Annotated in this window: 8 protein-coding genes and 5 pseudogenes; 5 read left to right on the top strand and 8 right to left on the bottom strand. The window is 57.1% G+C overall.

Going from position 1 to position 14270, the window contains the following annotated elements; all coding sequences use genetic code 11:
• Positions 1-140 precede the first annotated feature (140 nt).
• On the top strand, positions 141-368 hold the full coding sequence (locus ACMX3H_RS08970) for a hypothetical protein (RefSeq protein ID WP_415210564.1): 228 nt from the start codon (positions 141-143) through the stop codon (positions 366-368).
• Positions 369-650: 282 nt separating this feature from the next.
• Here ACMX3H_RS08970 and ACMX3H_RS08965 read toward each other — a convergent pair whose 3' ends face one another.
• Positions 651-1256 (bottom strand): FMN-dependent NADH-azoreductase, encoded by a 606-nt coding sequence (locus tag ACMX3H_RS08965; protein ID WP_415210563.1) that lies wholly within the window; start codon positions 1254-1256, stop codon positions 651-653.
• 163 nt (positions 1257-1419) lie between these two features.
• On the opposite strand from ACMX3H_RS08965, the pseudogene hrpA reads away from it, so the two are divergent.
• Positions 1420-5067 (top strand): annotated as a pseudogene (gene hrpA / locus ACMX3H_RS08960) (ATP-dependent RNA helicase HrpA); the annotation flags it as partial.
• A gap of 24 nt (positions 5068-5091) precedes the next feature.
• Here hrpA and ACMX3H_RS08955 read toward each other — a convergent pair.
• The 4 genes and pseudogenes from ACMX3H_RS08955 to rstA all read right to left on the bottom strand — a co-directional run bounded on the left by ACMX3H_RS08955 (position 5092) and on the right by rstA (position 8704).
• Positions 5092-5894: pseudogene (locus tag ACMX3H_RS08955) on the bottom strand (trypsin-like serine peptidase).
• A gap of 365 nt (positions 5895-6259) precedes the next feature.
• Positions 6260-6574: an acid resistance repetitive basic protein Asr gene (asr, locus tag ACMX3H_RS08950; RefSeq protein WP_415210562.1), complete on the bottom strand. Its 315-nt coding sequence runs from the start codon at positions 6572-6574 to the stop codon at positions 6260-6262.
• 382 nt (positions 6575-6956) lie between these two features.
• Positions 6957-8005, bottom strand: a pseudogene (locus tag ACMX3H_RS08945) (ATP-binding protein); the annotation flags it as partial.
• Positions 8002-8704 (bottom strand): annotated as a pseudogene (rstA, locus tag ACMX3H_RS08940) (two-component system response regulator RstA). The pseudogenes rstA and ACMX3H_RS08945, both read right to left, overlap by 4 nt.
• A 276-nt stretch (positions 8705-8980) precedes the next feature.
• On the opposite strand from rstA, the gene ACMX3H_RS08935 reads away from it, so the two are divergent.
• Positions 8981-9406: a hypothetical protein gene (locus ACMX3H_RS08935; RefSeq protein ID WP_415210561.1), complete on the top strand. Its 426-nt coding sequence runs from the start codon at positions 8981-8983 to the stop codon at positions 9404-9406.
• A gap of 197 nt (positions 9407-9603) precedes the next feature.
• Here the strand turns inward: ACMX3H_RS08935 and ydgH are convergent.
• Positions 9604-10503, bottom strand: a pseudogene (gene ydgH / locus ACMX3H_RS08930) (DUF1471 family protein YdgH).
• Between the two features lie 327 nt (positions 10504-10830).
• Between ydgH and pntA the strand changes: the two are divergent.
• Together pntA and pntB are read left to right on the top strand one after the other, a co-directional pair.
• Entirely contained in the window at positions 10831-12363 is a 1533-nt protein-coding gene (pntA, locus tag ACMX3H_RS08925; RefSeq protein WP_415210560.1) for a Re/Si-specific NAD(P)(+) transhydrogenase subunit alpha, read from the top strand.
• A gap of 10 nt (positions 12364-12373) precedes the next feature.
• Complete coding sequence (pntB, locus tag ACMX3H_RS08920) at positions 12374-13762, top strand: Re/Si-specific NAD(P)(+) transhydrogenase subunit beta (RefSeq protein WP_415210559.1); 1389 nt, start codon at positions 12374-12376, stop codon at positions 13760-13762.
• A 94-nt stretch (positions 13763-13856) separates the two neighbouring features.
• Here the strand turns inward: pntB and ACMX3H_RS08915 are convergent, their stop codons facing one another.
• Both ACMX3H_RS08915 and ACMX3H_RS08910 read right to left on the bottom strand, forming a co-directional pair.
• Positions 13857-14090 (bottom strand): hypothetical protein, encoded by a 234-nt coding sequence (locus tag ACMX3H_RS08915; RefSeq protein ID WP_415210558.1) that lies wholly within the window; start codon positions 14088-14090, stop codon positions 13857-13859.
• Positions 14091-14161: 71 nt separating this feature from the next.
• Positions 14162-14270, bottom strand: a 109-nt coding sequence (locus tag ACMX3H_RS08910; RefSeq protein ID WP_415209556.1) for a transposase domain-containing protein, incomplete at its 5' end; no start/stop codon positions are given.

Below are 14270 nucleotides of genomic sequence, written 5' to 3'. Positions count from 1 at the left end.
AATTTTAATGGACACTATCACAAACTTCAGAACCACTAATTTCATATCACTCAAATCGGGATGGAAATAAAAGTTATTAAAATCAATACAATGTGAAAATGCAATGAGCATAAGCGTGTAACGTAGGTTTACTGTCTCATATAACAAACCCACCAATAATTCAAGACGTCCTCCACGGGGCGCTTACGTGCGTACCGCGTATCGAAATCGCCACGCCGACCGCGCCGATAACCATTAACATCAAAGTGAAGATCGAGCACTATATCCTCATTAAGGCTGACCCGCAAAGCCAGGCGCTGCTAAATCGCGATCGGGCCGCATCGGGGACATTATCCGGCGCGGTGCAGCAGGCCGTCCGGGAACAATAATGTGCCGCGTGCCTTGCGAGCAACCACCATTCGGCCTAACAGCGCACTTGCCAAGCGTCCTCATTCGGCCTGTGGCGGCGTGCCTTGCTAGCAGCCATCATTCGGCAGGGCACTGCGGGCCTCGAGCGGGCGATCACCGGCGCGGGGGGGTACGAGGCGTTAAGCCCGGCGTAGGCGGGCATTAGCCCATCTCGCGCCGCCTGTGCGGCGGCAAGAAAAAAGAGCATCCGAAGATGCGCTAAACGGGCCTGGGGCCCAAGGGAGGGTAGTCACATAACGGGGTTAGGCGGTAACGAAGTCCTCGATAGCCGCTTTTGCCTCTTCCTGCGCCTTTACGGTCGCTTCCGGACCGTAAGCCACGCCTTCGGTATAAATAAAGCTAACGTCGGTGATGCCGATAAAGCCCAGGAATAGGCGCAGATATTGGGTCACCAAATCGCTCGGGGTATCTTTATGGATACCGCCGCGGGTCGTTAGGATCAGTGCGCGTTTATTTTTCACCAGTCCTTCCGGACCTTGTTCGCTGTAGCGGAAGGTCACGCCGGCGCGGGCGATTAAATCGAAGTAGTTTTTCAACTGGCTGGGGATCGCGAAATTATACATAGGCGCGGTCAATACCAGCACATAATTAGCTTGCAATTCGTTTATCAGCGCGTCGGATAATTCCAGCGTCTGCTGCTGACGCGGAGTCAACGTGGCGTCGGAAGGACGCAGCGCCCCGACCAGTTCACCATCCAGCTCCGGGACTGGCTCGGCGCCCAAATCGCGCACGGTAATCTCGTCGCCTGGATGCTGCTGGCGCCACTGCTCAATGAAATGGTCAGCCAACGGATTCGACTGGGAAAAGGTGGCCAGAATACTGGACTTGACTACCAGAACTTTGCTCATGGGTATTCCTTAATGAAGACGGGTTCAACAACCTGACGTTTACTCTAGGCAACTTAGCGCCGGGGTGAAAGCGCAATAATTCGAGTTGTTTATTCGAAAATACTGAACAACATCGGGAACCCTCGGGCGACGCGCCGGATTATGGTAGAATGGGGGCAAAGAGATTGAAGAGAACGCCAGGCCGGACGCGCACGCCATCACTTACCCGGAAAATTTACCCGTCAGCCAGAAACGCCAGGTGATTCTGGACGCGGTACGGGACCATCAAATCGTCATCGTGGCGGGTGAAACCGGTTCAGGTAAAACCACGCAGCTGCCGAAAATCTGTCTGGCGCTCGGGCGAGGAGTTACCGGCATGATAGGCCATACGCAGCCGCGAAGGCTGGCGGCGCGTAGCGTGGCCGATCGTATCGCCGGCGAACTGGCTACCCCGCTCGGGGGCGCCGTCGGCTACAAGGTGCGGTTCAACGATCAGGTCGGCGACAATACCCTGGTGAAGCTGATGACCGACGGCATACTGCTCGCGGAGATTCAGCAGGATCGCCTGTTGCTGCAGTACGACACGCTGATTATCGACGAAACCCACGAGCGCAGCCTCAATATCGATTTCATCCTCGGGTATCTGCATCAGTTGCTGCCGCGTCGCCCCGATTTGAAAGTGATCATTACCTCCGCCACCATCGATCCGGAGCGCTTCTCGCGCCACTTTCATCACGCGCCGATTATTGAGGTTTCCGGTCGCACCTATCCGGTGGAGGTGCGCTACCGCCCGCTGGCGGAACAGGCGGACGACGAGGGGGATCAGGCCCAGGGCATTTACGATGCGGTGCATGAGCTTGGCAAAGAAGGGCCGGGAGACATTCTGATTTTCTTGAGCGGCGAGCGGGAAATCCGCGATACTGCCGAGGGTCTCAATCGGCTCAATTTGCCCCATACCGAAGTGTTGCCCCTGTACGCGCGCTTATCCAACGCCGAACAGAATCGGGTGTTTCAATCCCATTCCGGCCGGCGCATCGTGCTGGCGACCAACGTGGCTGAAACCTCGCTGACGGTGCCCGGTATCAAATATGTCATTGACCCCGGTACGGCGCGGATCAGCCGTTACAGTTTCCGTACCAAGGTACAGCGCTTGCCTATCGAGCCGATTTCCCAGGCGTCGGCCAATCAGCGCAAGGGCCGCTGCGGCCGCGTGTCGGAAGGTATCTGTATCCGCCTGTATTCCGAGCAAGATTTTCTCTCGCGCCCGGCCTTTACCGATCCCGAAATACTGCGCACCCATCTGGCGTCCGTCATACTGCAAATGACGGCGCTGGGGCTCGGCGATATCGCTGCGTTTCCGTTTGTAGAAGCCCCCGATAAGCGTCATATCCAGGATGGGGTTCGGCTATTGGAAGAACTGGGCGCGCTGGAGGGCGATACGGCCGAAGGATATCGCCTGAGTCCCCTTGGCCGGCAATTGGCCCAGTTACCGCTGGATCCGCGCCTGGCGCGCATTGTATTGGCGGCCCGCAGCGGCGGCTGCGTGCGTGAGGTGATGATTATCGCCGCCGCGCTGTCTATCCAGGATCCGCGCGAACGGCCCATGGACAAAAAGCAGGCATCGGATGAAAAGCACCGCCGCTTCGCGGACAAGGAGTCTGATTTTCTCGCTTTTGTCAATTTATGGATTACCTGCAGACACAGCAAAAAGCGTTATCCTCCAGCCAGTTGCGCCGCCAGTGCCGGGCGGATTTTCTCAGCTATTTGCGCGTGCGGGAATGGCAGGACGTCTATACCCAACTGCGCCAGACCGTGAAAACCCAGGGCCTGCTGATCAATGCCCAGCCCGCCGATTATCGATCGCTGCATAGCGCGCTGTTGACCGGCCTGCTGTCCCATATTGGACAAAAAGACACCGACAAGCAGGAGTACACCGGTACCCGCAATGCCCGCTTCGCGCTTTATCCCGGCTCAGCGCTGTTCAAAAAACCGCCAAAATGGACCATGGTAGCGGAGCTGGTGGAAACCAGCCGGCTATGGGGCCGGATTGCTGCCCGCATTGAACCGGAGTGGATAGAGCCGCTGGCGCGGTCATGGCCGCGGAACGTGTGACACTTCTGGGGCTGCCCATCGTCATCGGCCGGAAGGTCAACTATGGCGCCATTGATCCGGCGCTTTGCCGTGCGCTGTTTATTCGCCATGCGCTGGTGGAGGGGGATTGGCAGACCCGTCATCCCTTTTTCCGCGCCAACCGGCGGCTGCTCGATGAGGTTGAGGAACTGGAGCATAAACCCCGGCGCCGGGATATTTTGGTGGACGATGAAACGCTGTTCGCGTTTTACGACAGGCGTATCGGCGAGGAGGTGGTATCGGCGCGCCACTTCGATAGCTGGTGGCAGCGGGTGCAGAAAACCGATCCCGAGCGGCTCAATTTTGAAAAAACCATGCTGGTACGCGCGGGAGCCGAAGCCATCAGCGCGGTCGACTATCCTAACACTTGGCGACAGGGCAATCTTAAACTGCGGCTGAGTTACCAGTTTGAACCGGGCAGCGATGCCGATGGCGTCACGGTGCATATCCAGCTGCCGCTGCTAAATCAAGTATCACAGCAGGGGTTTGACTGGCAAATTCCCGGCATACGACGGGAGTTGGTCATTGCGCTGATTAAATCGCCCCCTAAGCCGTTACGGCGTAACTTTGTTCCGGCGCCGAATTATGCCGAGGCTTTCCTTGAGCGTGTGACGGCCGGCGAAACGCCGCTGCTGGACGCCCTGGAGCGTGAACTGCGGCACATGAGCGGCGTGACCGTCGAGCGAGAGGCCTGGCAACTGGACCAGGTGCCCGATCATGTGAAAATGACCTTCCGTGTGGTGGATGAACAGCAAAAAACGCTGGCCGAGAGCAAAGATCTGGACAGTCTGAAGGCCCAGCTTAAAGACAGCGTTCAGCAGACCCTGGCGGCGGTAGCGGAGAAAGGGCTAGAGCAGGAAAATGTGCAAAGCTGGAGTTTTGGCTCTCTGCCGCAGCGGTTTGAGCAGAAAAAGGGCGGCTATCGGCTTATGGCTTGGCCGGCGCTGGTGGACGAGCGGCAAAGCGTTGCTATCAGGCTGCTTGAGACCGAAGAGGAACAGCGGCGGGCCATGTGGCAGGGGATTCGCCGCCTGCTGCTGCTCAATATTCCTTCACCGATCAAATACCTGCATGAAAAACTGCCCAATAAAGCCAAACTGGGGCTCTATTTCAACCCTTACGGCAAGGTGCTGGAGCTGATAGACGATTGCATCAGCTGCGGCGTGGATAAGCTGATGGCGGAACAGGGCGGGCTGGTGTGGCAAGAGCAGGACTATTTGCGGCTACAAGAGCATGTGCGCGGCCATCTTAACCCGGTGGTGGTCGACATCGCCAGTTTGGTGGAGCAAATTTTAAGCGTGGTATTCGCCATCAATAAGCGGCTGAAAGGTAAAGTCGATCTTAGCCTGGCGCTGTCCGATATCAAAAGCCAACTCGACGGCCTGGTGTACCGCGGGTTTGTCACCGCGTGCGGCGGGCGGACATTTTACGCTATTTGCGCGCCATCGAACGCCGCCTGGATAAGTTGGCTATCGATCCGCATTAGGACCGCGCGCAGATGCTGAAAGTGGAGGCGGTGCAGCAGGCGTGGCGGCAATGGTTGGCCAAACTCTCGGCCGCCCGGCGAGAAGAGGAGGATGTGGCGGATATTCGCTGGATGATTGAAGAGCTCAGGGTCAGCTTTTTTGCCCAACAGCTGGGGACGCCGGCCCCCGTCTCGGAAAAACGCATTCAGCAGGCCATGGATCTTATTCAGCCGTAAACCGCGCGGAAGAGGTGCCGGCGCTCAGGGCGCCGGCTTATCCCGCTCCCCGGCGCTTAGTTGCGTCAGCTGTTCGCGAATCGCGGTAATGGCCAGCACGCGGTTATCGGCCCGGTAGGCGCCGAACTTTGGATGGCTATCAAGCGCCAGCCGGTCAAGGTCATAGAGCATGAGCGGCGAGCCGCTGTCGCCGGAGCGTATCGCAGTGGTGGGAAAGCACCGCACGCTGCGCCCAGCCGGTAATTTGGCAGTTTTCATGGCGATAAAGCGTATCGAGATGATCCTCGGGATAACCGGCCTGCGTGACGTGCCGTTCTGCTTGTTTCAACTGTAGGGTTAATTCTTCGCGGTCGCCTTCCCAAAGCGGCAGTGGTTTCAACGCGGTGAAAGCGTGTTTCAGGCGAATCAACGCAAAATCTTCCCCGGCCGCCGACGGTGGTACCACCCAGCCGTCCCCGGCGGGTTTCAGTCGTTTGCCTAGCGAAACTGGACACCAGTGTTTCAATCGCGCTGGTCTGATAGCACCAGCGCTGGTGGTCGGCGACAAAACGTAACATAACGGCGGGGTCGATTTTCCCCGGCGGCGTCAGCACACAATGGCCGGCCGTCAACGCCAGATGCGCAGAGATAAGCGTGGCGGTACACAAATTGCCGCTGGCGGTTTCCACCTGGCCGATGGCCTGCCACGGCCAACCGGTGGGATCCATAATGGCCTGACGTTGGTCATGGCCGAAGAAAAGCGTGCGTTGCTCGTCGCTCAAGGCGGCGGCGGCGCGGGACAAAGGGATCATCATGACCAACAACACCAGCAATGGCGCAATACGCATAGAAAGACGTGCCTTATGATTATCTCGAGATTCATCCGTGCGGTGTTTACTCACTATAGCCGATAATAGTTGCTAAGGAGAGTAAAAAACGTTGTGTTTCAGTCGGCTAAAGGTAGCCTGCCGTAGGCTGTCCGTCTGTCGGGTAGTCAGAGGTAGAATGACGCACTAATCAGCGCGCAGAGGATCAAGACGCCCAGAATAATTTCATAGCGATAACGTCGCAGCATAGACCGGACCCTAATAAAGCGACACCCGGAATTCCGGGTGTCGCGGTAGAGCTATTTTCCGCGGACCAGGCCCGCGAAGACCCTGGACGAGCGCGGCGATGAGGGGGAGTGACCGCCGGTCGGCAGGGGTTACCTCAATTAAGCGGCAGGCGTGGAGGCAGCGGCTTTCGGCGCGGCTTTGGTGTGTTTTTTCACGTGTTTCTTAGCGGCCTGGGCAGTTTGGGTGGTTGCGGTTTTTTTATGCTTCTTCAAGGGTTTTTTTGCCGCCTGGGCAGTTTGTGCCGGTGCGGTTTTCTTGGCTTTCTTGTGTTTTTTGGCGTGATGCACGGTTTTTGCCGGCACCGTTTGGGTGGTGGTGGTGCCGGCGGCCGGTGCGGTGGTGGTATCAGCAGCGAAAGCGGCGCTGGACAATACCATGGTGGCGGCAACAATCAGTGTGAAAATCTTTTTCATTATCATATCCTCAGCATTGCGGTTTCGGTGACAACCCCGAGTCGGGGCCGATGACGGAAGCTTAGGGGAAGGCGCGCGTGTTGTAAGTGAGTGAATGGTATCGCTGTGTAACCGTTTGTACGACGTGCGGGTCACCTTGAGGCTGGGAGGTAACGCCTTCAGGTTGGGCGGTAATAACCGACGTCTCATCCCGATGCCGTCACGCCTTGGCCGCCAGATTATGGAAAGCATAATACTTTGTCCATGAGTGTTATAGAGGTTATTAGTTACAACATACTATAAGTCTCTGTTGTCATAGCCACCTGCCAACGCGGTCGCTAAGACAGTAAGGGGACATCAATCGTCAGGGAGTAGTGGGCTAGGCTAACCGTGCGGGTAAGCGGCCGCCGGTGGTGCGATCGCGACTCGGATCAAGGCGTACAAAAGGCTCGAAAATCCGCTCGCGTTCGGCCGCCGGGATCCTCGGGCCGTCATCATCGACCTGCAGATATCCCCAGTCGCCCTGCTGGCCGAGACGGATGCTGATGCTTTGACGGCTGTAGCGCAGCGCGTTGTTCACCAAATTATCCAGCACGCGTTCGGTAAGCCGTTCATCCAGGGGCCGAAATCTCCCCCGGCGGGGACCTCCTGCGTGATAGCGCGCTCCGGGTGGAAGGTGCGCATATCCTCGATTTTCTCACCGAGCCAGCGCGGCAAATCAAAGGCGGTCAGATTAAGCACCACCTGCGGCCGGTCGCGCAGCATGCGTACCAGCGGCGTTCGCAGCTCGTGGGCAATGCCGTCGATAAGCCGTTTTTTACTGGCGATGAGCGTATTGACGCTATCCGCCATCTGGTTGAAAGCAATACCCAGCCGATAGAGGCTGGAGGCGCTGTCAAAATGGGTACGCTCATTGAGATGGCCCTGGCCGAGACGCTGCGCGGTCAGCTCCAGCTTCAGCATCTCCTGCCAATGCGGGCGCATCCAGACAAAAACCGGGAAGGCCAGCGACAGGCCCATCATGACCAGTAGCGCCAAATCGAGCAGGCGCATCTCGTGCAGAAAGAACAAATAGGGGATCGGCCCGACCGCCAGCACGTAATTACTGCGCGGAATACGCTGGATAAAGGTGTATTCATCATCAAGGGCGACGATTTCGCCACGCCGTAAACGCCGGGCCGAATCCGGCCGCAGGCGGAATTTTTTCATTGGCTCAATATGCAACTTGAACGACAAATTGAGATCAAGACGGTTGATGGTTTTGTTCCAGTCGCGCGGCGGGATGGCGCGCAGTTCACTTTTCATCAGATAAAGCGAGCTTTTCATCAAATCATCAAGGGACTTGCGGCCGGCGCGCTCGGCGGTCACTTTGTATACCAGTCCCACCAGTAGTGTCATGACCAGAAAGCAAACGAACAAAAGCAGGTAGAACTGGATAAAGAGCTTTCTCATGGCCGGGTGTGCTCCCAGGCGTTGGGGGCGAACAAATACCCTTTATTGCGGATGGTTTTAATACGAAACGGCTCAAGGGTGCTGTCGTCGAGCTTTTTACGCAGACGGGATATCGCCACGTCGATGCTGCGGTCCAGGCCGTCATAACTGATGCCGCGCAGCTTTTTCAGCAGCGCCTCGCGATCCATTATCTGCCCGGCATGGGCAGGCGAGCTACCAGAGCAGTTTAAAGTCCGCCGTGGAGAGCAAGACGGTGTGGCTGTCGAGGATCACCTGGCGATTGATGGCGTCGATACTCAATTGACCAAAATGCAGCACGCTGGCGGCGCGCGCGGCGCCGCTGTTCTGGCGTAAATGTAGCCGTACCCGGGCCAGCAACACCGCGGGCGGCGTCGTTTTGAGAATATAATCGTTGGCGCCCATCTCCAGCGCCAGCACATGATTCATATCGCTGTCCAGCGAGGTCAACAAGACGATAGGGCCCGCGTAGCGGGGACGTAAATCCCAGCACAGCGTCGTCCCGTCCTTGTCGGGCAAGAGGATATCCAGCAGCAGCAGATCGGGCGCGTGCGCCTCGATAACCTCCAGCGCCCGATCACCGCGCGGCTCCACAATCACCTCGAAGTCGTGTTTACCCAGCCAGGCGGCTATCAGATTGCCGACTTCGCTATCGTCTTCTACATATACGATCTTGTTCATCAATAGACTTCACCGCCTTCCAACGCCAACATCCCCGCCCAGAGCATACCGCCACTCGCGCCTCTACGCCATGTGCCGGGATAAATGATTTGTTAACAGCAATGAAGGTGAGATCCCGGCCGCAAATGTTGACAAAGTGGCGGCTATTGCGCGTGGCCATGTCAACTTTTAGCACTTGCCGATGCGGCTTAGCACCTATTATCCCGATCGTTATGATATAGTGCGAAACGGGCGAAAGGCGAGCGGCGCCAAACGGTTTAGAGAGGAACGGGCGAGATGAGCAAACCTCAGTTTGCAAATGCCGAGCAGGGTGAAGCCTTTTGCTTCGATTACACGGATTATCTCTCAGCGAGCTGTAAGAAACGCTGGAGTTTCATCGACGCGATATACGGCGTCATTCCCATTTTCGGCATGGTCACGCGCAAGGCCGCGGTGAGTAGCCAGACCGATCAGGAAAAGCTGAAAGCTTTGGCGTTGCAAGTCCTTTCAACCCAAGTGAATGATGAAACGAATATTATTCGGCTGATTACGCTTGCCGGCCAGCAGGGGCTGACCCGCTTTGATATTCAATTGCCTTACGCCCTCGAAGGGAAGCAACTGGCGCAGATTCGCCAGGAAGTCGGCCCGCCACTGCAACTCACCCAACAAGATGAGCGGCTGCTTATCCGTCTGCCTACCCCCAGCACCGCCACCTCGGCCTGAAACGTGCGCCTTGGCCTGACGTCTGCGCCACCTGTCTTCGGGCGCCTAGGGCCAGGGCGACAACGCCCCCGGCGCCTGGCGCGTGCGGCACACCTACGGTGAGATCACCCATCCGCGGCAGGGCGCTGAGGCTGCGCGCGCCCTTATTTAAACAGATCGGCGCTGATGGTCAGGTTACTGCCGCTCTGGTTCTGCTGCTATTGGCGTGTGATGTGATAAAACTTGGCGCCTTTCTTCGCCGCACGCCGCGCGGTTTCGGTAGAAATATCGGTCGAGCTATTGAAATGGCCGGTAAAGCTGATGGAGTCAAACGGGACCATCTGCGCCGCGGTGATGTTGTTGACTTCCTGGATCTTAGTGCCATCGGGTAATGTGACAGTGTAACGCGTGCCGCGGGTGGATTGCGTCTCGAAGAAGCGGCCGACTTTACTGCTGGGGGATTCTGACGAAGCGACGCCCGGGATTTCCACATTGACGGCCGCGGCACCCCCGGCGGCCAGTGCCGCTTTACCGGCTTCGGAGTTGGCCGGGATCTTGTCCGGGCTCTGCACAACGCGCTTCGGCGCATCCGCTCTATAAATGAAGGCGGTGGCAAACTGGTTTCCGCCCTGATTGGCGTTCATCTGGCGCACAATATAGTAGGAGTCGGCGCCTTTGGCTTTCGCCGCTTTGGAAATGGCGTCATTGATTTCCGGCTGGTTGCGATAAAAACCGTTAACCGATACGGTATCATAAGGCTCTAGTAAATTGGCCTCGGTACGTGGTAGCTCCTTGACGCCATTGCATACCCGGTATTGCGTCTCGGTGGAGGCGGCGGGCGCATCTTGGCGATACAGATCGGCGGTGACGCGCCAGTTGCCGCTGTTGTTGGCGTCATTAATATTGACCACGTAAAACGCCGCGGCGCCCAGTTGATCAGCGCGGCGCGAAACCGCGGCGGCGGCATCGTTAATGACGTTGAAGTGGCCGGTGATATTAATACGTTCAAAAGGCTGCAAACTGGCAGCCTTTTCCGGCGAAAGCTCCTACGCCGCTTGCGCGGTAAAGGTCAGTAAAGTCATTAACGCCGATGTCAATAGTGTCTTCTTCAGCTTCATAAAAAATCCTTTCGACAAACGCTTTCACGAAAAATGTGCTAAACTGTTGATGTATAACAGATTAGGCGCCGATTATGGCATGTAATAATGGCAACTGTCTCAGCATTTCATGTGACGATTGACAACATTTGCTTTTAACGACCTGAATGCGGCGGAATTTTTATCCCAAAACGTAATTAACCGGCACAAAACATAGACCGTTTATCTTAATTTAAGTAGGTTAGTAGTTGACGCCTGCTGGATTTTCCGGGCGGCGTCCCGTGATGCCGCGCGTTCCGGCCCCGGCAACCTGTCATTTACAAAAGAACTGAATAATAAGGGAAATCTATGCGTATTGGTGTACCAAAAGAACGCGTTGCCAACGAAGCCCGGGTCGCCGCCACGCCTAAAACCGTCGAGCAATTGCTTAAGCTGGGTTTTAGTGTCGCGGTGGAAAACGGCGCCGGTACATTGGCGAGTTTCGAGGATGCCGCCTTTGTCGCGGCGGGTGCGACGTTAACAAATACCTCTGAAGTTTGGCAGTCCGATATCATTCTGAAAGTCAATGCGCCGACCGAGGATGAAATCGCCCTACTGAAAAGTGGCACGACGTTGATAAGTTTTATTTGGCCGGCGCAAAATGCCGACCTGCTGACGGCTCTGCGCGCCAAAAACGTCACCGTTATGGCGATGGACGCCGTGCCGCGTATCTCGCGCGCGCAGTCGCTGGATGCCCTGAGCTCGATGGCCAATATCGCCGGCTACCGCGCCATCGTTGAGGCCGCCCATGAATTCGGCCGCTTCTTTACCGGCCAGATTACTGCGGCGGGCAAAGTGCCGCCGGCGAAAGTGATGGTGATCGGCGCCGGCGTCGCGGGACTGGCCGCCATCGGCACCGCCGGTAGCCTCGGCGCCGTGGTGCGTGCTTTCGACACCCGTCCCGAGGTGAAAGAACAGGTGCAAAGCATGGGCGCTGAGTTCCTCGAGCTGGAGTTTCAAGAAGAGGCGGGCGGCACCGATGGTTACGCCAAGGTAATGTCTGACGCCTTTATCAAAGCCGAAATGGCGCTGTTCGCCGCGCAGGCGCAAGATGTCGATATTATCGTCACCACCGCATTGATTCCGGGCAAGCCGGCCCCCCGTCTTATCACCAAAGAGATGGTCACCAGCATGAAATCGGGCAGCGTTATCGTCGATCTGGCGGCGCAAACCGGCGGTAACTGTGAGCTGACCGTGGCGGACCAGGTGACGGTGACCGATAACGGCGTACGGATTATCGGCTATACCGATTTGCCCAGCCGGTTACCCACCCAGTCCTCCCAGCTGTACGCCACTAACCTGATAAATTTGTTAAAACTGCTCTGTAAAGAGAAAAAAGGCGCTATCGTGGTGGATTTTGACGACGTCGTTATTCGCGGCGTCACCGTCATCCGTGACGGCGAATTGACGTGGCCGGCGCCGCCTATCACCGTGTCCGCCCAGCCGCAGCCGGCGCAGGCAGCCCCAGCGGCAACGCCCGCAACACCGCCCCGGCCGGCGTCGCCGCTGCGTAAATATGGGCTTATCGCCGTGGCTATCGTATTATTTGGCGCCCTGGCGAATGCAGCCCCGCGCGATTTCTTATCGCATTTTACGGTGTTTGCCCTGGCGTGCGTCGTGGGCTATTACGTCGTCTGGAATGTCAGCCATGCGCTGCACACCCCGTTAATGTCGGTCACCAATGCGATTTCTGGCATTATTGTCGTTGGCGCGCTATTACAAATCGGCGATGGCGGATGGGTCTCTTTCCTGTCGTTCATCGCCGTGCTGATAGCCAGCATCAATATCTTTGGTGGTTTCACCGTCACTCAGCGCATGCTGAAAATGTTTCGTAAAAATTAAGGGGTGAACCATGTCTGAAGGACTCGTCACGGCGGCTTATATTGTCGCCGCAATTTTATTTATTTGTAGCCTGGCGGGGCTATCGAAACACGAAACATCGCGACAGGGCAACGTGTTTGGCATTACCGGGATGGCTATCGCGCTCATCGCGACGGTGTTGGGGCCCCATGCCGGCAACGTCGGTTGGATTATTGTCGCCATGGTCATCGGCGGCGCCATTGGGGTGTATTTGGCGCGCAAGGTGGAGATGACCGAAATGCCGGAGTTGGTCGCGATTTTGCACAGCTTCGTCGGCTTGGCGGCGGTATTGGTCGGCTTTAATAGTTATCTGGAGCACGACGCAATCAATAATGCGGTCATGGAGAATATCCATTTGACCGAGGTTTTCCTGGGAATCTTTATCGGGGCGGTGACCTTCACCGGCTCGATCGTGGCGTTTGGCAAGCTGCACGGGAAAATATCTTCCCGTCCGCTGATGTTGCCGCGGCGCCATCAAATGAACCTTGCGGCGCTGGTGATTTCGTTTTTACTGCTGATACTTTTCGTGCGCAGCGACAATATCGGACTGCAGGTGCTGGCGCTGTTGTTGATGACCATTATCACCCTGGCGTTCGGCTGGCACCTGGTCGCCTCCATTGGCGGCGCTGATATGCCGGTGGTGGTTTCCATGCTTAACTCCTATTCCGGCTGGGCGGCGGCGGCGGCGGGTTTCATGCTGAGCAACGATCTGCTGATCGTCACCGGCGCGCTGGTCGGATCGTCCGGTGCCATCCTCTCCTACATAATGTGTAAAGCGATGAACCGCTCTTTTATCAGCGTCATCGCCGGCGGGTTTGGTAACGACAGTAGCGCCGGCGATCCCGAGGCCGAGATGGGGGAATATCGTGAAACCACGGCGGAAGAGGTGGCCGATTTGCTGAAAAATTCCAGCTCGGTCATCATCACCCCCGGCTACGGCATGGCGGTGGCTCAGGCGCAATATCCGGTACACGATATAACCGCCAAGCTGCGGCAGCGCGGTGTCAACGTGCGTTTCGGCATTCATCCGGTGGCGGGGCGCTTACCGGGCCATATGAATGTGCTGCTGGCGGAGGCGAAGGTGCCTTACGATATCGTGTTGGAGATGGATGAAATCAACGACGATTTCAGCGCCACCGATACCGTGTTGGTCATAGGCGCCAACGACACCGTCAACCCTGCGGCGCAGGAAGATCCCCGCAGTCCCATCGCGGGAATGCCGGTGCTGGAGGTGTGGAAAGCCCACAACGTCGTGGTCTTTAAGCGTTCGATGAATACCGGTTACGCCGGGGTGCAAAATCCGTTGTTCTCTAAAGACAATACGCAAATGCTGTTTGGTGATGCCAAGCAGAGCGTAGAGGCGATTTTGCGTGCGCTTTAATCGTTAGCCCACGCCGGCCGGCCCCGTATCTCCCTCGGTGGCCGGCCTTTTGTTGAGGCGCTGGCCGGTTGTGATTGGTAACGCTTGCAGGCTGTTATCGGTAGAGTGCCGCCAGCGGCGGCGACTGTCCGCCAAAGGCCGCCAGGTTGGCCTTAAAGACATCCTCCAATAGTGTGGCGTTTTCAACCCCCGGCGCACAGACCACTTCCCCCAGGTCAAGGGCGCGCAGGCTGGCGGTCACTACGTCATCCGCGGTCATTCGCGCTAATGCGCTCAAATCCATTCCCTGACGTTCATGAAATTCGGTGGCGACGAGATACCCGGACAAAGCGCCTGGACGCGCAGGCCGGCGGAGCCCAGTTCTTCATAGTAAGCGTACGCCCAGCGCCGTATTGACAGTTATTCAGCAGGGATGGTGAGGTTCCACGGCAGGAGCTCTTTGATTTTGTTGATGGGATGATCCGCGATAATCGCCAGCACATGGCGCAGATACGCTTCCGGCTCCACG

The organism is Sodalis sp. (in: enterobacteria), from assembly GCF_047607725.1.
Lineage (GTDB): Bacteria > Pseudomonadota > Gammaproteobacteria > Enterobacterales > Enterobacteriaceae > JBLKSS01.
Note: the sequence above shows the minus strand (reverse complement) of the source record. Positions and strands in the feature narration are given on the sequence as shown.

Excerpts from the sequence above, each read along its gene's own strand:
- ACMX3H_RS08965 (WP_415210563.1), bottom strand. The coding sequence starts at position 1,256 with ATGAGCAAAGTTCTGGTAGTCAAGTCCAGTATTCTGGCCACCTTTTCC.
- asr (WP_415210562.1), bottom strand. The coding sequence starts at position 6,574 with ATGAAAAAGATTTTCACACTGATTGTTGCCGCCACCATGGTATTGTCC.
- ACMX3H_RS08935 (WP_415210561.1), top strand. The coding sequence starts at position 8,981 with ATGAGCAAACCTCAGTTTGCAAATGCCGAGCAGGGTGAAGCCTTTTGC.
- pntA (WP_415210560.1), top strand. The coding sequence starts at position 10,831 with ATGCGTATTGGTGTACCAAAAGAACGCGTTGCCAACGAAGCCCGGGTC.
- pntB (WP_415210559.1), top strand. The coding sequence starts at position 12,374 with ATGTCTGAAGGACTCGTCACGGCGGCTTATATTGTCGCCGCAATTTTA.